The organism is Rhodoferax sp. ZS1R8, from assembly GCF_056521325.1.
The window spans coordinates 60062-84857 of the sequence record NZ_JBWMBA010000003.1 but is presented as its reverse complement, the minus strand read 5'-3'; the positions used below and the strand labels follow the sequence as shown (position 1 = coordinate 84857).

General features: G+C 59.9%; 26 protein-coding genes. 12 read left to right on the top strand and 14 right to left on the bottom strand.

Annotated elements, in window-relative coordinates; all coding sequences use genetic code 11:
- Positions 1–2: 2 nt before the first annotated feature.
- Entirely contained in the window at positions 3–908 is a 906-nt protein-coding gene (locus AC097P_RS11285) for an AEC family transporter (RefSeq protein WP_479610517.1), read from the bottom strand.
- A gap of 105 nt (positions 909–1013) precedes the next feature.
- Between AC097P_RS11285 and AC097P_RS11280 the strand changes: the two genes are divergently transcribed.
- Complete coding sequence (locus tag AC097P_RS11280) at positions 1014–1991, top strand: tripartite tricarboxylate transporter substrate binding protein BugE (RefSeq protein ID WP_479610516.1); 978 nt, start codon at positions 1014–1016, stop codon at positions 1989–1991.
- Positions 1988–2911: a site-specific tyrosine recombinase XerD gene (xerD, locus tag AC097P_RS11275; RefSeq protein WP_479610515.1), complete on the top strand. Its 924-nt coding sequence runs from the start codon at positions 1988–1990 to the stop codon at positions 2909–2911. The genes AC097P_RS11280 and xerD overlap by 4 nt, the downstream gene beginning before the upstream one ends.
- A gap of 346 nt (positions 2912–3257) precedes the next feature.
- On the opposite strand, the gene AC097P_RS11270 is transcribed toward xerD, so the two are convergent.
- The 3 genes from AC097P_RS11270 to AC097P_RS11260 form a co-directional block, all read right to left on the bottom strand.
- Entirely contained in the window at positions 3258–4472 is a 1215-nt protein-coding gene (locus AC097P_RS11270; protein WP_479610514.1) for an EAL and HDOD domain-containing protein, read from the bottom strand.
- 2 nt (positions 4473–4474) lie between these two features.
- Complete coding sequence (locus tag AC097P_RS11265; RefSeq protein ID WP_479610513.1) at positions 4475–7084, bottom strand: bifunctional diguanylate cyclase/phosphodiesterase; 2610 nt, start codon at positions 7082–7084, stop codon at positions 4475–4477.
- Positions 7085–7291: 207 nt separating this feature from the next.
- Positions 7292–7435: a hypothetical protein gene (locus tag AC097P_RS11260; RefSeq protein WP_479610512.1), complete on the bottom strand. Its 144-nt coding sequence runs from the start codon at positions 7433–7435 to the stop codon at positions 7292–7294.
- A gap of 156 nt (positions 7436–7591) precedes the next feature.
- On the opposite strand from AC097P_RS11260, the gene AC097P_RS11255 reads away from it, so the two are divergent.
- The 3 genes from AC097P_RS11255 to AC097P_RS11245 are packed head-to-tail and all read left to right on the top strand — an operon-like array spanning position 7592 to position 10453.
- Positions 7592–8932, top strand: a complete 1341-nt coding sequence (locus AC097P_RS11255) for a sensor histidine kinase (RefSeq protein WP_479610511.1) — start codon at positions 7592–7594, stop codon at positions 8930–8932.
- A gap of 11 nt (positions 8933–8943) precedes the next feature.
- Positions 8944–10077 (top strand): sugar ABC transporter substrate-binding protein, encoded by a 1134-nt coding sequence (locus AC097P_RS11250; protein ID WP_479610510.1) that lies wholly within the window; start codon positions 8944–8946, stop codon positions 10075–10077.
- A 13-nt stretch (positions 10078–10090) separates the two neighbouring features.
- A complete protein-coding gene (locus AC097P_RS11245; RefSeq protein ID WP_479610509.1) occupies positions 10091–10453 on the top strand; it encodes a response regulator in 363 nt (120 codons plus the stop codon).
- A gap of 17 nt (positions 10454–10470) precedes the next feature.
- Here AC097P_RS11245 and AC097P_RS11240 read toward each other — a convergent pair whose 3' ends face one another.
- Positions 10471–11253, bottom strand: coding sequence for a ferritin-like domain-containing protein (locus AC097P_RS11240; RefSeq protein WP_479610508.1), 783 nt, complete (start codon positions 11251–11253; stop codon positions 10471–10473).
- Positions 11253–11456: a hypothetical protein gene (locus AC097P_RS11235; protein ID WP_479610507.1), complete on the bottom strand. Its 204-nt coding sequence runs from the start codon at positions 11454–11456 to the stop codon at positions 11253–11255. Before AC097P_RS11235 ends, AC097P_RS11240 begins: the two co-directional genes overlap by 1 nt.
- Positions 11457–11502: 46 nt before the next feature.
- Between AC097P_RS11235 and AC097P_RS11230 the strand changes: the two genes are divergently transcribed.
- Entirely contained in the window at positions 11503–12027 is a 525-nt protein-coding gene (locus AC097P_RS11230; protein ID WP_479610506.1) for a gamma carbonic anhydrase family protein, read from the top strand.
- Between the two features lie 15 nt (positions 12028–12042).
- Complete coding sequence (hslO, locus tag AC097P_RS11225; RefSeq protein WP_479610505.1) at positions 12043–13032, top strand: Hsp33 family molecular chaperone HslO; 990 nt, start codon at positions 12043–12045, stop codon at positions 13030–13032.
- Here hslO and AC097P_RS11220 read toward each other — a convergent pair.
- The 5 genes from AC097P_RS11220 to AC097P_RS11200 all read right to left on the bottom strand — a co-directional run bounded on the left by AC097P_RS11220 (position 13018) and on the right by AC097P_RS11200 (position 17905).
- The gene (locus tag AC097P_RS11220) at positions 13018–13470 is read right to left on the bottom strand and encodes a hypothetical protein (protein WP_479610504.1); all 453 of its coding nucleotides are present in this window, start codon (positions 13468–13470) and stop codon (positions 13018–13020) included. The genes hslO and AC097P_RS11220 overlap by 15 nt on opposite strands.
- Before the next feature lie 42 nt (positions 13471–13512).
- Positions 13513–13788: a septum formation initiator family protein gene (locus tag AC097P_RS11215; protein ID WP_479610503.1), complete on the bottom strand. Its 276-nt coding sequence runs from the start codon at positions 13786–13788 to the stop codon at positions 13513–13515.
- Positions 13789–13905: 117 nt separating this feature from the next.
- Positions 13906–15189 (bottom strand): phosphopyruvate hydratase, encoded by a 1284-nt coding sequence (gene eno / locus AC097P_RS11210; RefSeq protein WP_479610502.1) that lies wholly within the window; start codon positions 15187–15189, stop codon positions 13906–13908.
- Between the two features lie 105 nt (positions 15190–15294).
- Positions 15295–16152, bottom strand: a complete 858-nt coding sequence (kdsA, locus tag AC097P_RS11205) for a 3-deoxy-8-phosphooctulonate synthase (RefSeq protein WP_479610501.1) — start codon at positions 16150–16152, stop codon at positions 15295–15297.
- Between the two features lie 85 nt (positions 16153–16237).
- Positions 16238–17905 (bottom strand): CTP synthase, encoded by a 1668-nt coding sequence (locus AC097P_RS11200; RefSeq protein WP_479610500.1) that lies wholly within the window; start codon positions 17903–17905, stop codon positions 16238–16240.
- Between the two features lie 394 nt (positions 17906–18299).
- Between AC097P_RS11200 and coaBC the strand changes: the two genes are divergently transcribed.
- Both coaBC and dut read left to right on the top strand, forming a co-directional pair.
- Positions 18300–19535 (top strand): bifunctional phosphopantothenoylcysteine decarboxylase/phosphopantothenate--cysteine ligase CoaBC, encoded by a 1236-nt coding sequence (coaBC, locus tag AC097P_RS11195; protein WP_479610499.1) that lies wholly within the window; start codon positions 18300–18302, stop codon positions 19533–19535.
- Positions 19532–19978 (top strand): dUTP diphosphatase, encoded by a 447-nt coding sequence (dut, locus tag AC097P_RS11190; protein ID WP_479610498.1) that lies wholly within the window; start codon positions 19532–19534, stop codon positions 19976–19978. The genes coaBC and dut overlap by 4 nt, the downstream gene beginning before the upstream one ends.
- A 78-nt stretch (positions 19979–20056) precedes the next feature.
- Here the strand turns inward: dut and AC097P_RS11185 are convergent, their stop codons facing one another.
- Complete coding sequence (locus tag AC097P_RS11185) at positions 20057–20593, bottom strand: FKBP-type peptidyl-prolyl cis-trans isomerase (protein WP_479610497.1); 537 nt, start codon at positions 20591–20593, stop codon at positions 20057–20059.
- 16 nt (positions 20594–20609) lie between these two features.
- Here AC097P_RS11185 and AC097P_RS11180 point away from each other — a divergent pair, with 16 nt between their 5' ends.
- The 3 genes from AC097P_RS11180 (at position 20610) to AC097P_RS11170 (ending at position 22645) form a co-directional block, all read left to right on the top strand.
- Positions 20610–21746 (top strand): JmjC domain-containing protein, encoded by a 1137-nt coding sequence (locus AC097P_RS11180; protein ID WP_479610496.1) that lies wholly within the window; start codon positions 20610–20612, stop codon positions 21744–21746.
- The gene (locus AC097P_RS11175) at positions 21730–22242 is read left to right on the top strand and encodes a hypothetical protein (RefSeq protein WP_479610495.1); all 513 of its coding nucleotides are present in this window, start codon (positions 21730–21732) and stop codon (positions 22240–22242) included. Before AC097P_RS11180 ends, AC097P_RS11175 begins: the two co-directional genes overlap by 17 nt.
- Before the next feature lie 157 nt (positions 22243–22399).
- Positions 22400–22645, top strand: coding sequence for a hypothetical protein (locus AC097P_RS11170; protein ID WP_479610494.1), 246 nt, complete (start codon positions 22400–22402; stop codon positions 22643–22645).
- Positions 22646–22737: 92 nt separating this feature from the next.
- Here the strand turns inward: AC097P_RS11170 and bamC are convergent, their stop codons facing one another.
- Positions 22738–23853 carry an outer membrane protein assembly factor BamC gene (bamC, locus tag AC097P_RS11165; RefSeq protein WP_479610493.1) on the bottom strand — a complete coding sequence of 372 codons (1116 nt, stop codon included), beginning with the start codon at positions 23851–23853 and terminating at the stop codon, positions 22738–22740.
- Between the two features lie 26 nt (positions 23854–23879).
- Positions 23880–24773, bottom strand: a complete 894-nt coding sequence (gene dapA, locus AC097P_RS11160) for a 4-hydroxy-tetrahydrodipicolinate synthase (RefSeq protein ID WP_479610492.1) — start codon at positions 24771–24773, stop codon at positions 23880–23882.
- Between the last annotated feature and the right edge of the window lie 23 nt (positions 24774–24796).

Below are 24796 nucleotides of genomic sequence, written 5' to 3'. Positions count from 1 at the left end.
GGCTAACGCAGCACGCCCAGCGCCAGGGGCAGGCTCAGCATGCCCAGCAGCGTCGACAGCGTGACCAGCCCCGCTACGTAGGCGCCGTCATAGCCCATGCGGGCCGCTAGAACATAGCAGCTGGAAGCCGTTGGCAGGGCCGAGAAAATCATCAGCACTGTAGTCTCTGCCGCACTGAGCCCAAACAGGCGCGTGATGCCTGCTGCCACCAGTGGCAGCACCAGATGGCGGATCGACAACACGGAGACTGCCAAGGTCTTGGCGCGGGCCAGCGCACCGAATTGCATGCCTGCGCCGGCAGCCATCAGGCCCAACGCCAGTGACGCTGCCCCAATGCGTGTTGTGGTGGGCTCCAGCCATGGCGGGATGGTAAAGCCCAACAGATTGGCTACCAGCCCCGAGGCCGTTGCAATAATCAGCGGGTTGCGCACCAGCTCTCGCACAAAGCCACGCTGCGCGTGGCGGGCCATGGGCCAGACGGCCCCGACATTGAATACGGGCACGCACACGCCAATCAGCACCGCAAACAGCTGCAGCCCCTGTGCACCAGCGAGCCGGTCTGCAATTGCCAATCCAATGAAGGAGTTGAAACGAAATGCCACTTGGGCACTGCAGGCATGGTCGCGCCGGTCTATCCAGCGTTTGATTAGGGGTAAGTAGGGTAGGGCGTAGGCCAACGCAATGCCACAAAAGCCCAACGCCCAGCCGGAGCCCATCAGCCGCGACGCTGCTGTCACGTCCAGTGGGCTCTTGACGATGGACTGGAACAGCAGCACCGGGAACAAAAAGAAGTAAACCAGCGCATCGACCTGTGCCCACACGGGGCGGTTGAGCGCGGTGTAGCGGCATACCAGGTAGCCGCACAGAATCAGCGAAAAATCGGGAAAGAGCAGTTGGGCATAGTTCACCAGACAAGAATACCAGCCCGGTGCATATGGCTTCTGCGCGCGGCCTGGCTCCGGTTACTATTTGCTCTGCGTGACTGAGACTACAACTACTGGAGACCAACCCGCATGCGAACCCACCAACTATTCGCCCTGGGCTTAACCACCCTGGGCATTACCCTTGCTGCAGGTTCTGCGATGGCACAGGGCTACCCCAACAAGGTTATCAAACTGCAGGTGCCGTTCGCACCTGGTGGCACTACGGACATCGTGGCCCGCACCATTGCCGACCCGCTGGGCAAAATTCTGGGCCAAAGCGTGATTGTCGAAAACAAGGCTGGCGGTGGCGGCGTGGTGGGCGCCAACGAAACGGCCAAGGCCACACCCGATGGCTATTCGCTGGGAGTGGCAACCGTGTCTACGGTGGCGGCCAACCCGGCCATCAATCCCAAGAACCCATACAACCCGCTGACCGATTTCACCCCCATCATCAACGTGGCGGCTACGCCCAACGTGATTGCGGTACACCCCGGCTTCCCGGCCAAAGACTACAAGAGCTTCCTGGCCGAAATCAAGGGCAACCCAGGTAAATATTCCTATGCCACATCGGGCACCGGGGGCATTGGCCACCTGCAAACCGAACTGTTCAAGAGCTTGACCGGCACTTTCATCACCCACATCCCTTACCGCGGCGCTGGGCCGGCGCTCAATGACACCGTAGCTGGCCAGGTGCCGATGATTTTTGACAACATGCCATCGGCCATGCCTTTTGTTTCAGCCGGCAAGCTGGTGCCTATCGTGGTGGCGGCGCCCCAGCGGCTGGCGCAGTTGCCGAATGTGCCCACGTTCAAGGAAGTGGGCTTGGAACCTGCCAACCGTATGGCCTTCTACGGTATCTACGGCCCCAAGGGCTTGCCGAAGGAAGTGGTGGACAAGATCAACGCTGCCGTGCGCAAGGTGCTCGAAGACCCGGCCGTGCGCAAGCGCATTGAAGACACGGGATCCATCGTTGTGGCCAACAGCCCGGAACAATTCGCGGCCCAGATCAAGGCCGAGTACGAGGTCTACAAGAAAGTGGTAGACACCGCCAAGCTGCGTCTGGAATGACGGAAACGGTCCCGTCTGATCCTGGCCAGGCGGAGATCGACGCCTTTATCGACGCGCTGTGGCTGGAGGACGGACTGTCGCGCAACACGCTGTCCGCCTACCGCCGGGATCTGGCGCTGTATGCAACCTGGCTGACCGGCCAGTCCCGCGCACTACTGCAGACCACTGAGCTGGATCTGCAGGCTTATTTTTCCGATAAACACACTGCTACCAAAGCCACCACAGCCAATCGCCGCTTGACGGTATTCAAACGCTACTTCCACTGGGCTTTGCGCGAGGGGCTGGTGCAGGCCGACCCCACATTGAAGTTGCAATCCGCCAAGCAAGCTTTGCGCGTACCCAAGACCCTGACCGAGGCCCAGGTGGAGGCGTTGCTCGCCGCACCCGACACGTCGGTTGCACTGGGCGTGCGTGACCGCACGATGCTGGAGTTGATGTACGCCAGCGGCCTGCGCGTCAGTGAACTCGTCTCGCTCAAAACGCTGAATGTCAGCATGAATGACAACGTGCTGCGCGTGTTCGGCAAAGGCAGCAAGGAACGCCTGGTGCCGTTTGGCGAGGTAGCCAGCAGCTGGTTGCGCCAGTACATCAGCGGCGGGGCTCGCGCCGAATTGCTGGCCGGCAAGCAGACTGACGATTTGTTCATCACCGTGCGCGGCATTAACCCCGGCACGGCCATGTCGCGTGTGATGTTCTGGATGGTGGTGAAGAAGCATGCCGCGGCTGCCGGTATCACCGTGCCCTTGTCACCGCATACGCTGCGGCACGCCTTTGCAACACATCTGTTGAACCATGGTGCGGATTTGCGGGCGGTGCAGATGTTGTTGGGGCATGCGGATATTTCCACGACGACGATTTATACGCATATTGCGCGGGAGCGGTTGGCGACGCTGCATGCGATGCACCACCCGCGGGGGTAGTGGGTGCTATAGGTTTTGTAGCGCTTAAGTTAGGTTACACGGGGGGTACTGGGCTTTTTTTGCTTCCTCACTGCCCCCCTCTCTCCCCCCGCCCTCTCTCGCCCCGCCGGGCGAGAGAGGGAGCCTTAACAGCCATATTTGGCCGCGTCTTCAAAGGTGGCACGTTCAACGTGTGAGAGGCCTGCGGTGACGGTGTTGGCTATTGAGCGGGTACGTCCCACCTTCAGAAACAAGGCCAAATATGGCTGTTGGCTCCCCTTTCCGCCCTGGCGAGGGTGGAAAGGGGCGGGGGGGATAGGGGGTGGTGTGAGGAAGCATGGAAAGTAGAACCACCAAAAAGAAAAACCTAAACCCCGATAGTTTCCGCCCAAGCCAGCGACTGCACATGCGCCCAATTGACCTGTCCATCGGTCAACCCCAACACCGTAGCACTGCGCCCAAACGCCGCATCGTCCCCCGTCTCACAGGCCAGCGTCAGCTCCAGAAACGAAGCCAACGGCCCTGTTCGCGTCAGCAGTGCCTGCGTGACGGATTCTGGCAATGCCACCGTGGCCAGCGCCATTTCCATCGTCATCCCCAGCATGGTGTCCAACAGCGAAAACACGCCGACCACAAACGCGTTGTCGCATTCTTCAGGTGGCAACAGCTCAGCAGCCAGCAACTCCATCAAGCGTCCCCGCGCCACAGCCGTCGTGCCCACCGCTGGTGGCATGTCGGCCCCGTGTGAGGTGGTTAGCAGCAGGGCTGCCCACTTGAACAAGCGGTTCAGGCCTAGCAGCATGACGGCGTGTTTGAACGATATGACCTCGGAGCGCATACCGAAGCCGGCGGAGTTGATGAAGCGCAGCAGGTTGAACGAAAGCGTAGGGTCGCGCTTGAGCACTTCCTCGATTTCTGCGGTGCTTGCTTGCTTGCGCACCAGGTTGATCAGCTGCAGTATCGTCGCCTGCGCCGGGCGTACGGACTGGCCTTGCACCAGTGTGGGTTTGGCAAACCAGAAGCCCTGGAAAAGTTTCACGCCCAGGTCGGTCAGCATCGCATGTTGGGCAGGAGTTTCCACCTTCTCGGCGATCAATTGCGCACCCGACTTGGCCTGCGCCAGTTTGACGAAGGACGCGATGGACTGCGGGCGTATGACCGACAGATCAAACTTGATGAACGAGGCCAGCGCAAGCCATGGTGCATACGAGTGCGTCAGCACCGTGTAGTCAAACGCCAGGCGGAAGCCGCGGCGCTGGATGTCCTGCAAATTCGGCAGACGGGTTGCGATCTGGTCTGCATCTGCCACGGCCACGGGCGGTACTTCCAGCACCACACGCTGCGGTGCAATCAGGTCCAGATGGCCGCCGGCCAGGCTGTCGTGCGTACAGTTGATAAAAATGTTTTTGTTGCCCAGCGGTGAATCGCCGCCCACCGCACTGAGCACATTGAACAGCAGTTGGGCATCGCTGGCGGCGGTGTGCCCGTGGGCCAGCCCAGACCGGTCGAATAGTTCGTAGCCAAATACGGCGCGGCGGTGGTCCAGTATAGACTGGTGTGCAAAGGTGAACTCTGACGTCACGTTCAGGTGGCAGACAGTAAAGCCGCGCGCAGGCTGTTCTCAAAGTCGGCCAACGGCATCGGCCGCCCCAGCAGGTAGCCTTGGTAGGCGTCGCAGCCTTGCGCGTGCAGCTGTGCCCGTTGCGCTTGGGTTTCCACACCCTCCGCAATAACGGTAAGGCCCAACGCATGGCCCAGCGTGATAACGGCCAACGCAATGGCAGCATCGTTGGGGTCGGTCATCAGGTCGCGCACGAACGATTGGTCGATCTTCAGCTGATCCAATGGCAGCCGCTTCAGGTACGACAGCGATGAGTAGCCGGTGCCGAAGTCGTCCAGCGAGAAACCGACGCCACGCGCCTTGAGCGCGATCATCTTGTGCGTAGTTTCTTCAATATCATTGACCAACAGACTTTCGGTCAGCTCCAGTTTGAGTCGCTTGGGGTTCACGCCGGTGTAACTGATCAGGTCCAGCACGTATTCGACAAAGTCCGGCTGGCGAAACTGCCGGGCGCTGACGTTGACGGCCAGCGTCAAGTGCTGCATGCCTTCTTCCTTGGCCCACAGCGCCAACTGGGTGCAGGCGGTCTCCAGCACCCAGTTGCCCAGCGGCAGGATCAGGCCCGTATCCTCGGCCAGCGGAATAAATTCAACGGGTGGCACAATCCCGCGCTCGGGGTGCGGCCAACGCAGCAAGACCTCCGCCCCGACGGTGCGGCCATCGCGGTCGATCTGCGGCTGGTAATACAGCACAAATTGGTCTTGCAGAATGCCCTGGCGGATATCAGTCTCGAGCTTGACCCGGGTGGTGATGACCGCTTGCATCGCCGGGTCAAAAAAGCGCAGCGTGTTGCGGCCTGCCGACTTGGACTGGTACATGGCCAGATCCGCCTGCTTCAACAGCTCGTCGGTGGATTGCTGGTGGTCTGCGTACAGTGTGATACCGATGCTGGGGGTGATCTGGTAGTCCAGCCCGGCCAGCTTGTAGGGCACGCTGATCGTGGAAAGAATTTTCTCGCCAATCATTTCTGCCTGGGCCGCCGCTTCTTCGCGGTTGTTGCTGAGTTCTTCGATCATCACGACGAACTCGTCACCGCCGAGCCGCGCTACCGTGTCGCCCTGGCGCATGCAAGCAGTCAGGCGTTTGGCGACTTGTTGCAGTAGCAGGTCACCCATGTCGTGGCCCTGCGTGTCGTTCAGCGTTTTGAAGTTGTCCAGGTCTATGAACTGCAGCGCGCCAATATTGCCGCTGCGCCCGCTGATGGCCAGTGCCTGGCGCAGCCGGTCCACCATCAAACGGCGGTTGGGCAGGTTGGTCAGCGGGTCATAGAAGGCCAGCTTGTTGATCTCTTCCTCCGAGGTTTTGCGCTGTGTCACGTTGCGCGACAGCACGATGAACCGAGGCTCGCCGTTGACCGTGCCCTGCTTGCGTGTCAGAGAAATCTCGAACCAGAAGTTACCCTTGCCCGTCTCCAGCGCGAACTCCTTGCCTTCTGAATGGCCATGCTCGTTGGCCTCGCGCAGTGCATCCATGACGGACTGCGCAGCTTCGGGTGGCAATACATCGGTAACCTTGCGCCCCAAAAAAAACTCGGCGGGCGGAAACGATGTGTTGGAGCGCGGCGCGTGGTAGTCGTGGTAAGTGCCATCGAGGCCCATCTCCAACATGACGTCGGGTATTGCCTGCAGCGTGGCCTTGAGGTTGCTCTGCGAGGCTTCGATCTCCGTTGTGCGTTGTGCAATCAGTTCCTCACGGTCCTGCTCGTGGGCCTTGAGCTCCATCAGCAGCTTGCTGGCATAGGCCAGCATTGCACTGAAAACCAGGCTAATCACGGCCTTGAGCGCCAGCCCGGCCGGGTCGCCCCAGCCGCCAACGGGTGCCACGCTGAGAGTCCATTCTCCGTTGGGTACCGCCAGGCTTCGCTCCACCGGCAACTGCGGGGCTACTGCGGACGCCACAATGGTTTCCTTCAGGCCAGTGTCGGGGTCGGTACGCCACAGCGTATAGGCAATGTCCGCCTCTGTCAGATGGCCCAGCCGCACACTGGTCAGGGCTTCGGGGAAGCGAATAACGGCATAGGTCAAACCCCAGAATACGGGTTTGCCGTCAGCGCCGTCCAGAAAAATGGGTAGGCGACCTACCACTCCCAAGCCTCCCTGTACCAGTTTCAGTGGGCCCGCAAGTGTCAGTTTGCCGGTGTCGCGCGCCATGCGGGACTCTCGGCCCTGCTTGGGATCGGTCAGCTGGTTGAAGCCGATGGATTTCTCGTTGCCCTTTAGCGGGGCAACCCGCCGGATCACGCCACCGGGGCTCAGCCCCAAGATGGACACGCCGGGGTACCAAGGCAGCATTTCGGCGGCTACACCCTCAAAGTCGGGCACGTTGCCCTTACCTTGGCGCACCATGGCTGCAATGGAATAGGTCGCCGACAGCGCTCTTTCCATCGTTGTCTGTATCGCATGGGCATGGTCGCCAGCCAAGGCAGCCATGCGCAAGCGTTCTGCCTGCAGGCTGCGCTGCTCCAGCTTCCAGGAGACCAGTCCACAGGCCGCCGCGGCCAGCAGGAAAACAAACAACGCGACCGCCAGGGGGCTGCCGTTTTTCGGTTGGTCGCTGGGTTGCGGTTTGCTCATGGCCAATGGATTGTGACGGGTGACTTGCCTGCGATGCTACTGCTTCTGGCGCTTGGTGTCTGTTTTTTGTCCAACGTGTTTTTGCGGGCAGTTGTGGTGCCCACCAGTTGACCCCGGTTGTTGCAAATCAGTATAGGTCAAATATGCCGATAGCCCTCGTGCAGAGAGCGTAAGCAGCTACGTTATTGATAGCGGCGTTGGGGGCTGCTACGTCGCCAGGGCTGCGAGCTCTGCGTCGGTGAAGCTGGCCAGCCTGCGTGCAACCAGGTTGAAGGGTGGCTTGAGCCGCGCGACAAAATCGCCGTAGTCGTATCGAACCCCTGTCGGGTTGGTAGAGCAGGTCGCCCACACGCTCGCTCCTGTGCGCTCCCCAAAGCGTCGGGCATCACACAAGTTGGTATCATGAGCGACATATTTCCCACCTGGTGATAAACACTTTTTCGGTGCGGAACACAGAGCGTATGAGCGCGCGCTGTTTTTCCAACCAGCCCCCATGAAAGTTGATTGATGTTTGGACGCAGTCGGTTGGCACTAGGTGTTGGCGCGGGCCTGACGATCGGCTTTCTGGCGCTGATCGTGATCGTGGGCACCACCATCTGGCTGGTGGAGCGCAGCAACAGCCTGCTTGAGCAGTCTGCATTTCAGCGCTCGATACGTATCGCCGCTGTGGAGCTGCGCGATGATTTGCGCACCGCGGAGTCGAGCCAGCGCGGATTTCTTCTGACCGGCAACCAGATTTATCTGGCCCCCTATGACACGGCCAAGACGCGGGCGCGGCAGGAGCTAGATGATCTGAGCCGGATGATTGCACCCGATGCCCCCAACCGGGCGATGCTGCCTAGGTTGTCGGAAGCGGTGGGCGAAAAGATCGCCGAGATGGACAACAGCATTGCGTTGAAAAGCGCCGGCCGCACTGCCGACGCCATGGCATTGCTCCAGCGCAATCGCGGCAAGACGCTGATGGATGAAATCAATGTCTTCCTATATGGCGCGGTATTGATCGCAGACGAAAACAGCACACTCAACAGCGCAGAACAGCAACGCAATGCATCACTGCTGCGCTGGATATCGGCGGGCTCCGCCGTGGTCATCATCCTGGTGGTGTTGGTGGTGTTCTTTACTGTCTACCGCAACCGGCAGGATCTGAAACTGGCGCGGGACGAAGTGCAGGCAATCAATCTGACGCTGGAAGAACGTGTGAAGACCCGCACGGCAGATCTGGCCGCGGCGCGGGAACGCGCAGAAGTCCTGCTGGCCGAGGTCAATCACCGCGTGGCCAACAGCCTGCAGCTGGTGGCGGTGCTGGTGCGGATGCAAATGCGTTCCGTCACCGATACGGCGGCCAAGGATGCGCTGCTCGAAACGCAATCGCGGATCAGTGCAATCTCGCTGATCCATAAAAGCCTCTATACATCAGGCGATGTGACAAACGTGGCGCTGAACGATTATCTGGGCGCCATGCTGAGCAATATGGAAACGGCGATGAACAAGGACGGCCATACCGCCATCCTGAAATGCTATCTGGAGCCGATTTCGCTCAGCACTGACGCCAGCGTCAGCCTGGGCGTGGCCGTGCAGGAACTGGTCACCAACGCCTTCAAATATGCTTATCCCGACGACAAGCCCGGTGAGGTGCGCGTGCGGCTGAAGCGATTGGGGGACGGCAAAGCCGAACTGACGGTCGAGGATGATGGCGTGGGGATTGCGCCGAACGCCACGCATGCGGGCACGAGGCTGGGCAGCAAGATCATCCATATGATGGCGTCGTCGCTGCAAACACATGTGGAATATATCAACCGCGCGCCGGGTACGGCGGCGCGGCTGGTGCTGACGACGGCGAGTGCGTAATGGGATCTGCGATGAAATTTCGGCTGTCTGCGATTGCTTCACTTGCGTGTTTTTCAGTTGCATGTTTCAGCGGCACTTCGTTTGCCGCGGGCGGCGAGGGGCTGACAGTGCCGGTCAAGTTACCCGCTTACGATGCGGCACGGGCTTCCTGCAGAGCGCCAACGGGTTTGCAGAAAACGCTGGTATTCGTGCAGGACAACGGGCGCGAATTCATGCAAGGCGCGGGACGCGGGCTGGAGGCCGCAGCGCGGGCGCGGGGACTCGGCTACAGCGTTGCCTTGTCCAATAACGATCCTGCGCTGATGATCAAACAGGTGGGCGGCATGGCGACCGATAAAACGGGCGCGATTGTGGTCGCGCCGATTGATCCGTTGTCCCTGGCACCGGCTTTGAAGAAAGTCATAGTCGCGGGCGCCTATGTGGGTGCCATCGTGCCGCCGCCGGCGACCACGGTGCTGAACGCGCCCCAATATCTGACCGGCAAAGTTTTGGCGGAAGCGGCGGCAAATTACATTCGCACCCGGCTCGGCGGAAAGGCCAAGGTTGTGCTGCTGACGCATGACAGCATCCAGTTCCTGGCGCCGCGTTTTACCGCCATGCGCGATACCCTGCGCGCCCTGCCGGGCGTGACGATTGTGGCCGACATATCGCCCGCCACGGTCGACAAAGATGGCGGGTATCGCACGATGAAGACGGTCCTGCTGGCGCAACCGAATATCGATGTGGTGCTTGGCGCGGACACGGTGGTGCTGGGAGCACTGGCGGCACTGCGCGAAGCGGGCAAGGCACGGGCGGACCAATTCCTGGGCGGTATCGACGGCGAGCAGGAAGCGGTCGTCGAAATCAAAAAAGGTGACAGCCCCTACAAGGCGAGCATCAGCCTTGCTTCATCGATATTCGGTTATGCGATGGGCCAGCAGGCCGCTGATTGGCTGGACGGAAAATCCATCCCACAGGCGATGGATATTCTGCCGAAGGCGCTCACCAGCAGCAACATAGCGGACTATGAACGCGATACGGCCAACCCCGGCGCGGTGTATGCCGATCCGTCGCGGCGCGCGTCTTATCTGAAGATGTACGGCAATATCTGCTTCGATACGCGCGAAAACTATATCAACTTCCCCTGGTCATCAGAAGCCAAATAGCCGCCCTATAGCCATGACCCCCAACCCTTTCGTCATCCTCTACGTCGAAGACAACGACTACATCCGTGAGTCGGTCGCCGAGTTGCTCGCCACTGACGAGCGCCGGATCGTGTGTGTGGCTGACGGCGCCGGCGCGCGCGCGGCGCTGCGCGAGCAGAATGTGAACTTGCTGATGACCGACATCAACCTGCCCGACAGCTCGGGGCTTGACGTGGCGCGTGAAGCCCTTCGCCAGAACCCGAGGCTGCCGGTGATCATCTGCTCCGGGCATAACTTGAGGGGCGTCGCCGAGTCGCTAGGCCCTACCGCTCATCCGCTGCGGAAGCCCTTCGAGCTGGACGAACTCGAGGCGCTGGTCGAGCAGCTTGCGCGGTGAGCGAGAAAGTCCTTGCGCTAGTTGACTAACAGTGCCTGCAGTTCTGCATCATCGAATCCAGCGGCACGACGGGCTTCCAGATTGAATGGGCCTCTTGGCTTCGGTGCGGAGTACTTTTCAGCCATCATTTGGTAGGTTGCCATGGGGTCCAAGTTCCGCAGACCGCACAGGTAGCGATACCAATGATTTCCCACGGCAACGTGACCAATTTCATCCCGAAGGATGATGTCGAGAATTTCACCGGCTCGATGATCGCCTGCACTCACCAGTTTCGCCTTTACCGGTGGTGAAGCATCCAGCCCACGCGCTTCGAGGGTTCTTGGCACTAACGCTAGTCGAGCAAGTACATCATGCTTTGTTCGCTCTGCCATTTCCCACAAACCATTGTGAGCAGGAAAGTCGCCGTATTGATACCCCAATAATCGAAGGTGATCGCGCAGCAGTTCAAAGTGCAGGGCCTCTTCTTGAGCGACTTGTATCCATTGACGATAGAAGCTGTCCGGCATGCCATGAAATCGCCAAACAATATCGGCAGCGAGATCAATTGCGTTCAGTTCGATATGAGCCAATGAGTGGATGAGTATGCCGCGGCCTTCAGTGGTGGTCAGAGATTGTTTTTTAAATTGAAGTTTTGCGAAAAGCTCCGGTCGAGCGGGTCTACCGGGGATGCCATCCATTTCGGTAATCACCGTATCTGGCTCGACAGGGCTGCTCGTGTCGAGTTGGCCAGCCAGTGCTGCCTTTTTGTCAGGATCACTTTCCAAGACAATTTGAAGGGCTAAATGGCGGATGGAAGGCATCAAATTCTTTCAGGCCGCGTCGAGTGCGAACGCTTGCTGCGCCGTAGATTTTCAAAAACGAGAGGTTGGCCGTCGTGGCTGAGCTGCAGCGCGCAATCCAGCGAACCGGGGCGGGTACCCAGCGCCAGCTCGACTGTGGCGGCTGCCTTTTCGTTGGGGTCGGCGATGCAAAAAACCGCAAGGGCGCGCTGTCGAAGTTCCATACTTACAATTCTAGGTAAGAAGCTGCCCCCAACCGCGCAGGAATGTATGGCTATTTACGAACTTGACTCTGTCGCCCCCCGTCTCGCTGAAACCGCCTGGGTGGCGGACAGCGCCCAGGTCATGGGCAATGTGGAACTGGCCGAAGACACCAGCATCTGGTTTGGCGCGGTCATCCGCGGCGACACCGAGGTCATCCGCATTGGCCGCGGGTCCAACATCCAGGATGGCAGCGTGCTGCACGCCGATGTAGGCATGCCCTTGACCATTGGCGAGAACGTGACCGTGGGCCACCAGGTCATGCTGCACGGCTGCACGATCGGTAATGGCTCATTGATCGGCATCGGCGCGGTGGTGCTCAATGGCGCCAAGATCGGTGCGGGTTGCATCGTCGGCGCGGGTGCCCTGGTCACTGAGGGCAAGGAATTTCCCGATGGCTCCATGATCATCGGCAGCCCGGCCAAGGCCATCCGCGAACTCAGCGAAACCCAGCGCGACGCGCTGAAGATGAGCGCCGTCCACTATATTGAAAATGCCAAGCGATTCCAGCGCGGGCTGCACAAGATTGCTTGAACATGGGAGTTTTGCGTGTCTGAATTGCATAAGTTTTTGTTTGATGGTTTGCCCGTACGGGGCATGGTGGTGCGCCTGACCGACACCTGGACCGAAATCCTGCGCCGGCGTGCGTCCAACAGCAACACCGGTGCTTATGCTGCACCGGTGCGCGACATGCTGGGCGAGATGACGGCCGCCGCGGCACTGATGCAGGCCAATATCAAGTTTGACGGCTCGCTGGTGCTGCAAATCTTTGGTGATGGGCCGGTCAAGCTGGCGGTGGTCGAGGTGCAGCCCGACCTTGCGCTGCGTGCAACCGCAACCGTCGTCGGTGACGTGGACGATGCCGCCACGCTCAGCCAGATGGTCAATGCGGGCAACGAAGGCCGCTGCGCCATCACGCTGGACCCCACGAACAAATTCCCGGGGCAGCAGCCCTACCAGGGCGTGGTGCCGCTGTTTGACGACCGACGCCACAAGATCGAGAAGATCAGCGCGGTGCTGGAGCACTACATGCTGCAGAGCGAGCAGCTGGACACCACGCTGGTGCTGGCGGCCAATGGCGAAGTTGCGGCCGGCCTGCTGATCCAGCGTCTGCCCATGCAAGGCACGGACAACCTGTCGGGCAGCATGGTCAGCAAGGAAAACGAAGACCAGATTGGCCTGAACGAGCACTACAACCGCATCGCCATGTTGGCCAGCAGCCTGAAGCGCGAGGAGCTGTTGACGCTGGACGTGGACACCATACTGCACCGCCTGTTTTGGGAGGAATCCATCACCCGCTTTGAGCCGCTGGAGGGCGCCACAGCGCCGCGTTTCGCCTGCTCGTGCAGCCGCGAACGCGTGGGCCGCATGATTGTGAGCCTGGGTCGTGAAGAGGCCGAAAGTATTTTGAGCGAGCGCGCCGATGTCGAGGTGGCGTGCGAATTTTGCGGCGTGCAATACCGTTTTGACCCGGTGGACGCAGCGCAGCTGTTTACCGCACCGGAGCAGCAACTGCCCGGCGGATCAGGGCCCCACTGACGCTGGCTGCTGCTGGCCAACCAACGCTGTGAACAGGCGGTACTCGCACGCTGCATCAGAGCAGTTGTCGCAGCACCATTGCCAGTCGGAGGGGGCGCGCCTGGGCCGCGACGCGGATTGCTTGCGGTGGTAGGTAATGGCCTGTAGCGCGCAATCGGTGCGGGCTTGACCCGTGCCATAAACCACGGAGTAAGCTTTGCCTTGTTGGCTCAGCATTTGCCGCAGTTGAGCGTCAGATGCCAGTACCGCAGAACCGGTGCTGCCGGACAGATCCGCACCCATCAGCAGTGTCAGATCGAAGTTGTGGTGCTGATCAGACGCGTCTTTTTCTGTGACCCAGCATTCCGCCATACTGGCATCTGCCTGCAGAGCGACACGCAATGCCTGTACGAGCGTGGTCTTGCCGGTGCAGGGCGCACCCACCACAGCAATCATCATAAGCAGAGGGTGTTATTAAGGTGGGCCACTACTTGCCGCACATCACTTGGCAATCTGCACAAAGATTTCGTTGGCCTTGACCATGCCCAGCTCCGAGCGTGCCTTTTCCTCGACAATTTCGAGGCCTTCGCGCAGGTCATGTATTTCTGCTGCCACACGCTCGTTGGCCCGTGCGGCCTTGGCATTGTTTTGCTGCTGCTCGTCCAACTGCCGCACCAGCCGCGAAACATTGGGCACACTCCCCCTGCCGAACCACAACTGGCCGTGCAAGATCACCAGCAAGGCGATCAAGGCTGCAGGAACAATGCGCTTGCCCATCTAAACGGAAGGTTTCGCCGCCGGGCCGCCCCAAGGCGTGGACTTGGGGTTTTGCCAAATGCGGCCCCCTCGGGGGGCAGGGAGCCACACGCAGTGGGCGACCGTGGGGGCCATTTCTTAGCGCAAGTTATAGAACGCAGCGCGGCCAGGGTAGCTGGCCACATCACCCAAGTCTTCTTCTATGCGCAACAACTGGTTGTATTTGGCCATGCGGTCCGAGCGGCTTAGCGAACCGGTCTTGATCTGGCCCGCATTCATGCCCACGGCGATGTCGGCAATCGTGGAGTCTTCGGTCTCGCCCGAACGGTGGCTGATAACGGCGGTGTAACCGGCACGCTTGGCCATCTCGATGGCTTCGAAGGTTTCGGTCAGCGTTCCGATTTGGTTGATCTTGATCAGGATGGAATTGGCAATGCCCTTGTCAATGCCTTCCTTCAAAATCTTGGTGTTGGTGACGAACAGGTCATCACCGACGATCTGCACCTTCTTGCCCAGGCGGTCGGTCAGCAGTTTCCAGCCATCCCAGTCGCCTTCGGCCATGCCGTCTTCGATGCTGATGATGGGGTATTTGTCGACCCAGGTGGCCAGGATGTTGGTCCACTCTTCGGCGTTCAACGTCAGGCCTTCGCCTTCCAGGTGGTACTTGCCGTCCTTGTAGAACTCGCTTGCTGCGCAGTCCAGGCCCAGTGCGATTTGTTCGCCAGCCACAAAACCTGCCTTGTCAATGGCTTCCAGAATCATCTGGATGGCCGCTTCGTGGTTGGCCACGTTGGGGGCAAAGCCACCTTCGTCGCCCACCGCAGTGCTGATGCCCTTGTCGTGCAGGATTTTCTTCAGTGCATGGAACACCTCGGCGCCATAACGCAGGGCTTCGCGGAAGCTGGGCGCGCCCACCGGGATGATCATGAACTCCTGGATGTCCAGGTTGTTATTGGCGTGCTCGCCACCGTTGATGACGTTCATCATGGGCACGGGCATCTGCATGCGGCCCATGCCGCCAAAGTAGCGGTACAGCGGCAGGCCGGATTCTTCGGCAGCGGCGCGGGCCACAGCCATGGAGACTGCCAACATCGCGTTGGCGCCCAGGCGGCTCTTGTTCTCGGTGCCGTCCAGGTCGATCAACGTCTTGTCCAAAAAAGCTTGTTCGGAAGCATCGAGGCCCAGCACGGCCTCGGAGATTTCGGTGTTGATATGTTCCACCGCCTTGAGCACGCCCTTGCCCAGGTAACGCTTTTTGTCGCCGTCGCGCAGCTCAATGGCTTCGCGCGAACCGGTCGATGCACCAGACGGCACAGCAGCGCGGCCCATGGTGCCGGATTCCAGCAAAACGTCACATTCAACGGTGGGGTTACCGCGCGAATCCAGAATTTCGCGACCTACGATATCAACAATGGCACTCATGCTTTATTTCCTAAGTTAAAAAAACGGTTGCAGTCGATTTTTGCATGGCTTGGTGCGTTGAGGCGTGCGGCAGTACCGAATGTTCTCGGCTGGTAACCATGCAGTTCAGGCAGAAAAATGGTTCTCCAGAAAGCCATTCTTTTTGGTCACATGGTCCAGCGCCACCAGGGTTTCCAGCAGCGCTTTCATGTGTTTGAGGGGGACGGCATTGGGGCCATCACACAGGGCATTGGCTGGGTCGGGGTGGGTTTCCATAAACAGACCCGCGACTCCAACAGCGACGGCGGCACGCGCCAACACAGGAACCATCTCACGCACGCCACCGCTGCTGGTGCCTTGGCCGCCGGGCAATTGCACCGAATGGGTCGCATCAAACACGATGGGGGCGCCCGTGTCGCGCATGATGGCCAGTGAACGCATGTCGCTGACGAGGTTGTTGTAACCAAAGCTGGCACCCCGCTCGCAGGCCATGAAGTTGTCTTCTGAGAGGCCAGCAGCTTTGGCAGCCGCGCGGGCTTTGACGATGACGTTCTTCATGTCACCAGGGGCCATGAATTGGCCCTTCTTGATGTTTACGGGCTTGCCCGACAGCGCTACCGCGTGGATGAAGTCGGTCTGCCGGCAGAGGAGGGCCGGCGTTTGCAATACGTCCACCACCTGCGCGACCTGGGCAATCTGGTCTTCACGGTGGATGTCTGTGAGAACGGGGACACCTATCTCGCGCCTGACCTTCGCAAGTATTTCAAGGCCCTTTTCCATTCCCAGACCACGGTACGCCGTTTCGCTGGTGCGATTGGCCTTGTCGAAACTGCTCTTGAAAATGAAGGGAATGCCCAGGCTGGAGGTGATTTCCTTCAGCGTCCCGGCTGTATCCATCTGCAATTGCTCGGATTCCACAACGCAGGGGCCGGCGATGAGAAAGAAGCGATGCTCCAGTCCAACGTCAAATCCGCAAAGTCTCATAGTGCCCCCACGCTTGCCACGGCGTGTGCTGCGCTGCCCCCCGAGGGGACGCGGCCTTGCTTCGGGCGGCCCGGCGCGGCGGCCATTACGCCACCGCCTTCAGATTCTTGCCTGCAGTCTGGTGGTCCAACGCGGCCTTGATGAAGGCATTGAACAGCGGATGGCCATTCCAGGGGGTGGACTTGAACTCGGGGTGGAACTGTACGCCGATGTACCAAGGGTGAACGGCTTTGGGCAGCTCCACCATTTCGGTCAATTGCTCACGTTGGGTCAGAGCCGAAATTACCAGGCCTGCGTTGCGCAACTGATCCAGGTAATTGACATTGGCCTCATAGCGGTGGCGGTGGCGTTCGGTCACCACGTCACCATATATCTCATGGGCCAACGTGTCTTTGGCCACGTCCGAGCTCTGCGCGCCCAGGCGCATGGTGCCGCCCAGATCTGAATTCTTATTGCGGGTTTTGATGGTGCCGTCCGCATCTTTCCACTCAGCAATCAAAGCGATGACAGGATTGGGGCAGTCAGGCTCAAATTCGGTGCTGTTGGCCTCTTTCAGATTTGCCACATGGCGGGCGAACTCAATCGTGGCCACTTGCATCCCCAGGCAGATACCCAGGTAGGGCACCTTGTTCTCACGTGCAAAACGCGCTGCGCAAATCTTGCCTTCAATGCCACGTTTGCCAAAGCCACCGGGTACCAGCACCGCGTCGAACTTGGCCAGGCGCGACACGCTGTCGGGTGTGATGGTTTCGGAGTCGATGTAGTCGATGCTGACCTTGACATGGTTCTTCATGCCCGCATGGCGTAGCGCTTCGTTCAGCGATTTGTAGCTGTCGCTCAGGTCCACATATTTGCCGACCATGGCGATGGTGACTTCACCCTGCGGGTGTTCGGTCTCGTAGACCAGGTCGTCCCAGCGTTTCAAATTAGCGGGCGGGGTGTTCAGGCGCAGCTTGTCGCAGATGAGGCCATCCAGACCTTGCTCGTGCAGCATACGCGGCACTTTGTAAATGGTGTCGGCATCCCACATGCTGATCACACCCCACTCGGGCACATTGGAGAACAACGAAATTTTTTGGCGTTCTTCGTGCGGAATGGGCCGGTCGGCACGACACAGCAGGGCATCGGCTTGGATGCCAATTTCGCGCAATTGTTTGGCTGTGTGTTGGGTCGGCTTGGTCTTGAGTTCGCCAGCCGTAGCAATCCACGGCACATAACTCAGGTGCACAAAGGCGCTGTTGTTGGGCCCGAGCTTCAGGCTCATCTGGCGCACAGCTTCCAGGAACGGCAGGGACTCGATGTCGCCCACGGTGCCGCCAATTTCAACAATGGCAACGTCCACCGCATCGGGCTCGCCAAAACGCGCACCGCGTTTGACGAATTCCTGGATTTCGTTGGTGACATGGGGAATGACCTGCACGGTCTTACCCAGGTAGTCACCGCGGCGTTCCTTGTCGAGCACGCTTTTGTAGATCTGTCCGGTGGTGAAATTGTTGGCCTTGCGCATGCGCGTTTCGATGAAACGCTCATAGTGGCCAAGGTCCAGATCGGTTTCGGCGCCGTCGTCGGTGACAAACACTTCACCGTGTTGCAGCGGTGACATGGTGCCAGGGTCTACGTTGAGGTAGGGGTCCAGCTTGATGAGGGTGACTGTCAGGCCCCGCGATTCCAGTATCGCAGCGAGGGAGGCTGAGGCGATTCCCTTGCCAAGGGAAGACACCACACCGCCGGTGACGAAGACAAATTTGGTCATGTCAGGGGGAGCTTGTGAGGCTCAGGGAGGTGGTAAAGCGAGATTATACGTGTGGGGGACGGGGAGCGAACTCCCTTAACTTCCTTCTTAACTTCCTCTTTAACTTCCGGCCCCCACTCCCCCCAGCCCCCTCTCCCCGCCGGGCGAGGGGGAGCCCAACAGCCATATGTGGCCGCGTCTTCAAAGGTGGCACGTTCAACGTGTAGCAGTCGTGTTGCGACCGGTGTTGGCCATTGAGCGTGTACGCCTCACCTTTATAAACAAGGCCACATATGGCTGTTAAGGCTCCCTCTCTCGCCCGGCGGGGCGAGAGAGGGCGGGGGGAGAGTGTGGGGGAAGTGAGGAAGCCGGAAATTGGCAATAAGGCTATAAAGCGTCTGCTACATTGCCACCGATGAATGATTTAGCCGGAAAACACATCGTCCTGGGCCTCACCGGAGGCATCGCCTGCTACAAGGCCGCCGAACTGTGCCGAGCCCTGATCAAAGAAGGCGCCACGGTCCAAATCGTAATGACCGAAGCAGCCGCCCAGTTCATCACGCCAGTGACCATGCAGGCCCTCAGCAACCGCCCGGTCTACGACTCCCAATGGGACGCGCGCCCCGACAACAACATGGCGCACATCAACCTGAGCCGTGAGGCCGATGCGATCCTGATAGCTCCCTGCAGCGCCGACTTCATGGCCAAACTGCTGCACGGCCGGGCCGACGACTTGCTCAGCCTGATGTGTCTGGCGCGGCCCCTCGACACGGTGCCGCTGCTGGTGGCGCCGGCGATGAACCGCGAGATGTGGGCCCACCCTGCCACCCAGCGCAATCTGGCGCAATTGGCAACGGACGGCGCGACGATTCTCGGTGTGGGCAGCGGCTTCCAGGCGTGTGGCGAAACGGGAGACGGGCGCATGCTGGAGCCCCAGGAACTGCTGACGGACATCATCGCGTTTTTTCAGCCCAAGACACTGACCGGCCAACACGTCTTGGTCACCGCGGGTCCCACCTTCGAAGCCATAGACCCCGTGCGCGGCATCACCAACCGGTCCAGCGGCAAGATGGGGTTCGCCATAGCCCGCGCGGCACACGAAGCCGGCGCCCAGGTCACGCTTGTGGCGGGGCCGGTGTCGCTGCCGACACCGCGCGGTGTGCGCCGCATTGACGTGCAATCTGCGGCCGATATGCTTGCAGCCTGCGTGGGGAGCGCGCAAGCCGCTAGCATCTTCATAGCAACCGCAGCGGTGGCAGACTGGCGGCCGGCACAGACGTCCGAACAAAAAATCAAGAAAGACGGCTCCGGCCAGACGCCGACGCTGGCCTTTGTCGAGAACACCGACATCCTGGCCACCGTGGCCCAATCGCCGCGCGCACAAAGCGGCGCTTTGTACTGCGTAGGCTTTGCTGCCGAGAGCCACGATCTGGTGGCCCACGCCACGGCCAAGCGCATCCGCAAGGGCGTGCCGCTACTGGTTGGCAATATTGGCCCTGCGACATTTGGCAAGGACGACAATGCGCTGCTGCTGGTGGATGCCAACGGCACGCGGGAACTGCCGCACAACGACAAGCTCACGCTGGCGCGGCAACTTATTGCCGACATTGCCGGCCGCATTTCATCTCTGCAACCCCAAACCGAAAAATGAAGATCGACGTCAAAATTCTCGACGAACGCCTGCACGCCCAGATGCCTACCTACGCAACCCCCGGCAGCGCCGGGCTCGACCTGCGTGCCTGCCTGACCGAACCGCTGACACTGGCGCCCAATGCTTGGCAGTTGGTGCCCAGTGGTATGGCTATTTACCTGCAGGACCCAGCCTATGCCGCGCTGATACTGCCGCGCTCGGGCCTGGGTCACAAACACGGCATCGTGCTGGGCAATCTGGTCGGCCTGATAGACAGCGATTACCAGGGCCAACTGATGGTCAGCGCCTGGAACCGTAGCGATGTAGCCTTTACGATCAACCCCATGGAGCGCATTGCCCAACTGGTCATCGTGCCGGTAGTGCAAGCGCAGTTCAATATCGTCAACGCTTTTGAGGCAACCCAGCGCGGTGCGGGTGGCTACGGTTCTACCGGTAAGCAGTAGAGCCACCAAATCCGCTATGCTATTTGTAGCGGCTTACGCCCGTTGCACGAGGGCTACAGCCCGATTTGGTATATAGACTTAGTGCAGGGTGCGGTTCGACGGGTCGTCGTCCATCTGCGCCACTTGCAGGCTGAAAAAGCCCGTTCCGCAGCTGCCGCGTTCCATTTCTTCGTCTGTCGCTTCGCGCACAGCTTCCACCTTCATGCTGATGCGGATCGCAATGCCCGCCAGCGGGTGGTTGCCATCCAGCACAACATGGTCGGGGTAGATGTCGGTGATGGTGTAGAGCGCGTCCTTGGGGGCTTCGGGGTGACATCCTCGGGGCAGTGCGCTGCCCTCCATCGTCAGGCCTTCTTGCAGATCGGTCGGGAACAGGTGGCGAGGTTCCAGGAACAGTAGCTTGTCGTTGAAGTCGCCAAAGGCCTGCTCGGGCTCGATCTGCAACTGCACGCTGGCACCGGCGCTATGGCCTTGCAGGGCTGCTTCGATGACGGGCAGCAGATCTTTGCCGCCGACCAAAAACTCCACTGGCTCGTCCAAAACGTCCAATTCTTCGCCCAAGGTGTCTTTCAGCGTCCAGGTAAGGGCAACGACGCATTGAGGTGTGATTTCCATAGTGCAGAATTGTCCCATGAACATCGACGAACCTCTGCAGCTCCTGGGCGGGCTTGCGCCCAAGACCTTTATGCAACGCCACTGGCAAAAAAAGCCACTGGTCATCCGCCAAGCCATTCCCGGCTTCACGCCGCCGCTGGACCGCGCAGATTTGCTCGATCTCGCCGCGCAAGAAGAGGTGCAGTCGCGCCTGGTCGTGCAGGCCGGCGCAGGTGGGAAGCAACCCTGGCGCTTCAAGCATGGGCCATTTGGTCGCAAGGCACTACCCCCGTTCAAGCAGCCGGGCTGGACGCTGCTGGTGCAGGGCGTAGATCTGCTGGACGAACGTATCCACGCGCTGATGAACCAGTTCCGGTTTGTGCCGGATGCGCGGCTGGACGATGTGATGGTCAGCTACGCTACCGACGGCGGCGGGGTGGGCCCGCACTTTGACAGCTACGACGTGTTTTTGCTGCAAGCCCGTGGCCAGCGGCGCTGGCGTATCGGTCGCCAAAAAGACCTGAGCCTGCAGCCAGACATGCCGCTGAAGATCTTGGCCCATTTTGAGCCTGAGATGGAATTCGTGCTCGATCCTGGCGATATGCTGTATCTTCCGCCCCGTTACGCGCACGATGGCGTAGCGGTAGGGGAATGCATGACCTATTCCATCGGCTTTCGGGCGCCGAGCCGGGGTGAGTTGGCCGGCGAGTTATTGCAGCGTCTGGCAGAAGACGCTGCCGATGCAGTGGGCGATGGCTTGTACGCCGACCCCAAGCAAGCCGCCCTTGCGCAGTGTGGCGAGATCCCTGCCGCCTTGGTTGAATTCGCCCGCAAGGCGCTGGAAGACGCGCTGCGCGACCCGCTTGCCTTGCAGCGGGTCTTGGGTGAATATCTCACTGAGCCCAAGGGGCACGTCAGCTTCGATGGCGGCGAGGCTGATGGCGTGTCGGGCGGGCTGGTGCTGGACCGTCGCACGCGCATGGCCTACGACGCCAAACATGTGTTTATCAACGGCGAGAGCTTTTTGGCATCGGGCCGCGATGCGCAAATGATGCGTATGCTGGCCGACGAGCGGGCGTTGAACGCAGCTAGCGTCAAACGTCTGAGTGCGCCGGCGCATGAACTGGTGCTGGACTGGATGGAAGCGGGGTGGATCCATGGCGAACACGGATGACGACAAAAGCGAGGGTGATGTACTGAAAGGGCCGTTCAGCGGCCCCACGGCGTTTGCCAATATCGTGCGCGCAGCATTGGCCCGCGCCGCTCAGGAAGGCTGGCCGTCCATGGTGTGGAGTGACGCCACGTTTGAAGACTGGCCGCTGGGTGAACGTGCGGTGTCCGAATCCTTGCATGCTTGGGCCGGCAGCGGGCGCCATTTGCTGCTACTGGCGCGCAGCTACGACTCGGTGGTGCGCTACCAGCCGCGATTTGTGGCTTGGCGCAAGACCTGGGACCACATCATTGAATCCAGGGTGTGCAAAAACATCGACGCCAGCGAAATGCCCAGCGCCCTGTGGAGCCCTTATTGGGGCATGCGGCGCCTGGATTTGGTGCGCAGCACCGGCGTTGCCGACCTCGAACCTGCGCGTAGGGTGCTGTTGAAGGAAGAGTTGGATGAACGCCGTAGGCAGAGTTCTCCCGGTTTTTCTGCCACTACGTTGGGCTTATAGCGACGCGTTAAAGGGTTTTCCCGAGGGTTTTGCGGTATTCCTGTATACTTGTGGGTTAGGCAAAAAGAGATCGAATGCTTTTTGTCTGAGTCTGGGCGGCGTGCTGCTTTGGACAATTTCCGAAAATTGTTTCGTTAACTCACTCTAGTTTTTAAAAATGAACAAAACACTCGTCTTGGCAGCCGTTATCGCTGCCGCTGCCTTGGCTGCTTGCAGCAAGCCTGCTGAAACTCCAGCTCCCGTGGTCGTTGCCCCAGCACCAGCTCCTGCTGCTTCTGCTGTTGCTGACGCTGTCAAAGACGCCGGTGCTGCTGGTGCTGCCGCCGCTGCTTCTGCCGCTACTGCCGCTGCTTCCGATGTCGCTACCGCCGCCAATGCTGCTGCATCCGCTGCCCAAAAGTAATTCAAATTACTTGAGCGACAAAAAAGCCACCCAAGGGTGGCTTTTTTTACGTCTGCAATATCCCGAAGACTTCGGGATATTGCTGTCAGCTTTTATTTGATATCGTCGGCAATCACTTTGACGATGCGTTGCGCGCTAACCGATGTCTCTGGCGCACCCTTTGCGTCCAGCACCGACACCGTAGTTACATTGGCAGCGCTGCGCACAGCGATCTGGAACTTGGCAGCGTCGTTGGACTTGCTGCTGCTGAATAGTTTGCTGAAGAAACCGGGCTCGGTGTTGTCAGCGTTCAGCGGCACATAGCGAACAAAGTAGATGCCCTGTTTGCGGTCGCGGTCTTCCACCGTGAACCCGGTACGGTCCAGCGCCAGGCCCACGCGGCGCCAAGCGCTGTCAAATCCCTCTTCAATGCGCACAGCCGGTTGTCCATTTTCGGTGGACACCGATGCAATACTCTTCTTGGGCGCCGCGGTGCTCGTTGCTACCAGCGTCTTGGCTTGCGTCTCGGCTACTCCCAGTTTGACCATCAAGCGGCGCAAAAATTCGGCTTCCAGCTCCGGATCTGCCGCGCGGGGCTGCCACACCGTGCTACCGGACTCTTTGGAGGATGTCGTAGTCAAGGTTTCAATCATGCCGCGGTGGCTGATGAAGATCTCAGTTTCGCCGTTGGCATTGCGCTCCAGCCGGGTGCGAAATTTGTCGCGCTCCGCAGTGGAGTACAGCGAATCCAGCAATTTGCCCAGCGATGCGCGGATGAAGTCCTGTGGAATCTTCGCGCGGTTTTCGGCCCAATCGGTCTCCATGATGCCCAGTGTGTTCTGGTCCATGGCCAGCAGGAATCCATTTTCCTGCCAGAACTCTTTGACCGGCTCCCACAGCTTGTCGGCGGAGCGGTTGACGACCAGCCAGCGCTGGTTGCCGGCACGCTCGATGCGCACGTCACCCATCGCAACGGCCGCAACGGTCGGTACCGTCGAGGCTGTGGTGGTGGGTTGTCCAGCCTGGTAACCGGATGCCGATACGGTGCCCCCCACAACTGCGTAATGTGTGTCCTTGGACAGCTGGGTCAGGTCCGGCGGTACATCCAGTGACGGCACCTTCACGCTTTTGCCCGAGCTGCGATAGTCCACCTTGTCGGTTTCAAGAACGGTACAGGCCGACAGGGAAATCGCTACGCTGACAAGCGTCAATTTGAAAAAAGGGTTCACGGAAATCCTTGGAATGGAAAAGGAACTTAAATCAGACCGGTGGCGCGCATCACACGCTCCAGCGCCGGCTGATTGGCTTGCGTCAATTGGGTCAGTGGCAGGCGCAAGGCGTCTGTGCACAAGCCCATGCGGGCCGCGGCCCATTTGACGGGAATCGGGTTGGATTCTACGAAAAGTGTTTTGTGCAGCGGCAGCAACTGCAACTGGATCTCCATTGCACGCTGTACATTGCCGGCAATGGCGGCCACGCACAGCTCGTGCATCAAGCGTGGTGCCACGTTGGCGGTGACGCTGACATTGCCGTGGCCACCGCACAGCATCAGGGCCACGGCTGTGGGGTCGTCACCGGAATAAATGGCAAAGCCCTTGGGCGCTTCCTTGATCAACCACTGCGCGCGTTCGATATTGCCGGTAGCTTCCTTGATACCCACAATACCAGGCACCTGGGCCAGGCGCATGACTGTGTCATGGGCCATATCGGCAACCGCGCGGCCGGGCACGTTGTACAGAATAAGGGGAAGTTCCACCGCTTCGGCTATGGCCTTGAAGTGCAGGTACTGACCCTCCTGGGTGGGCTTGTTGTAGTAGGGAACTACCTGCAGTTGGGAGTCCGCACCGACCTTCTTGGCAAAGCGTGCCAGCTCTATGGCCTCGGCCGTCGAATTGGCGCCGCAGCCGGCCATGATGGGCACGCGCTTGGCAGCCTGCTCAACGGATACGCGAATGATCTCGCAGTGCTCTTCAACATTGACCGTCGGCGATTCACCCGTGGTGCCCACAACGCCTATGCAGTCCGTGCCTTCGGCTATGTGCCAGTCGATCAGTTTGCGCAGCGCCGGGTAGTCCACGGAGCCGTCTTCCTGCATGGGCGTGATCAGCGCGACGATGCTGCCGGTGAGGGGGCCAGGGTTAGGGTTCATGTCGGTCATTTGTACGGTAATCG

Bases quoted from the DNA above. Each gene is read 5' to 3' on its own strand.
- AC097P_RS11280 (WP_479610516.1), top strand. From the start codon at position 1,014: ATGCGAACCCACCAACTATTCGCCCTGGGCTTAACCACCCTGGGCATT.
- xerD (WP_479610515.1), top strand. From the start codon at position 1,988: ATGACGGAAACGGTCCCGTCTGATCCTGGCCAGGCGGAGATCGACGCC.
- AC097P_RS11265 (WP_479610513.1), bottom strand. From the start codon at position 7,084: ATGAGCAAACCGCAACCCAGCGACCAACCGAAAAACGGCAGCCCCCTG.
- AC097P_RS11255 (WP_479610511.1), top strand. From the start codon at position 7,592: ATGTTTGGACGCAGTCGGTTGGCACTAGGTGTTGGCGCGGGCCTGACG.
- AC097P_RS11250 (WP_479610510.1), top strand. From the start codon at position 8,944: ATGAAATTTCGGCTGTCTGCGATTGCTTCACTTGCGTGTTTTTCAGTT.
- AC097P_RS11245 (WP_479610509.1), top strand. From the start codon at position 10,091: ATGACCCCCAACCCTTTCGTCATCCTCTACGTCGAAGACAACGACTAC.
- AC097P_RS11240 (WP_479610508.1), bottom strand. From the start codon at position 11,253: ATGCCTTCCATCCGCCATTTAGCCCTTCAAATTGTCTTGGAAAGTGAT.
- AC097P_RS11235 (WP_479610507.1), bottom strand. From the start codon at position 11,456: ATGGAACTTCGACAGCGCGCCCTTGCGGTTTTTTGCATCGCCGACCCC.
- AC097P_RS11230 (WP_479610506.1), top strand. From the start codon at position 11,503: ATGGCTATTTACGAACTTGACTCTGTCGCCCCCCGTCTCGCTGAAACC.
- AC097P_RS11220 (WP_479610504.1), bottom strand. From the start codon at position 13,470: ATGATGATTGCTGTGGTGGGTGCGCCCTGCACCGGCAAGACCACGCTC.
- AC097P_RS11215 (WP_479610503.1), bottom strand. From the start codon at position 13,788: ATGGGCAAGCGCATTGTTCCTGCAGCCTTGATCGCCTTGCTGGTGATC.
- eno (WP_479610502.1), bottom strand. From the start codon at position 15,189: ATGAGTGCCATTGTTGATATCGTAGGTCGCGAAATTCTGGATTCGCGC.
- kdsA (WP_479610501.1), bottom strand. From the start codon at position 16,152: ATGAGACTTTGCGGATTTGACGTTGGACTGGAGCATCGCTTCTTTCTC.
- AC097P_RS11200 (WP_479610500.1), bottom strand. From the start codon at position 17,905: ATGACCAAATTTGTCTTCGTCACCGGCGGTGTGGTGTCTTCCCTTGGC.
- coaBC (WP_479610499.1), top strand. From the start codon at position 18,300: ATGAATGATTTAGCCGGAAAACACATCGTCCTGGGCCTCACCGGAGGC.
- dut (WP_479610498.1), top strand. From the start codon at position 19,532: ATGAAGATCGACGTCAAAATTCTCGACGAACGCCTGCACGCCCAGATG.
- AC097P_RS11185 (WP_479610497.1), bottom strand. From the start codon at position 20,593: ATGGAAATCACACCTCAATGCGTCGTTGCCCTTACCTGGACGCTGAAA.
- AC097P_RS11180 (WP_479610496.1), top strand. From the start codon at position 20,610: ATGAACATCGACGAACCTCTGCAGCTCCTGGGCGGGCTTGCGCCCAAG.
- AC097P_RS11175 (WP_479610495.1), top strand. From the start codon at position 21,730: ATGGCGAACACGGATGACGACAAAAGCGAGGGTGATGTACTGAAAGGG.
- AC097P_RS11170 (WP_479610494.1), top strand. From the start codon at position 22,400: ATGAACAAAACACTCGTCTTGGCAGCCGTTATCGCTGCCGCTGCCTTG.
- dapA (WP_479610492.1), bottom strand. From the start codon at position 24,773: ATGAACCCTAACCCTGGCCCCCTCACCGGCAGCATCGTCGCGCTGATC.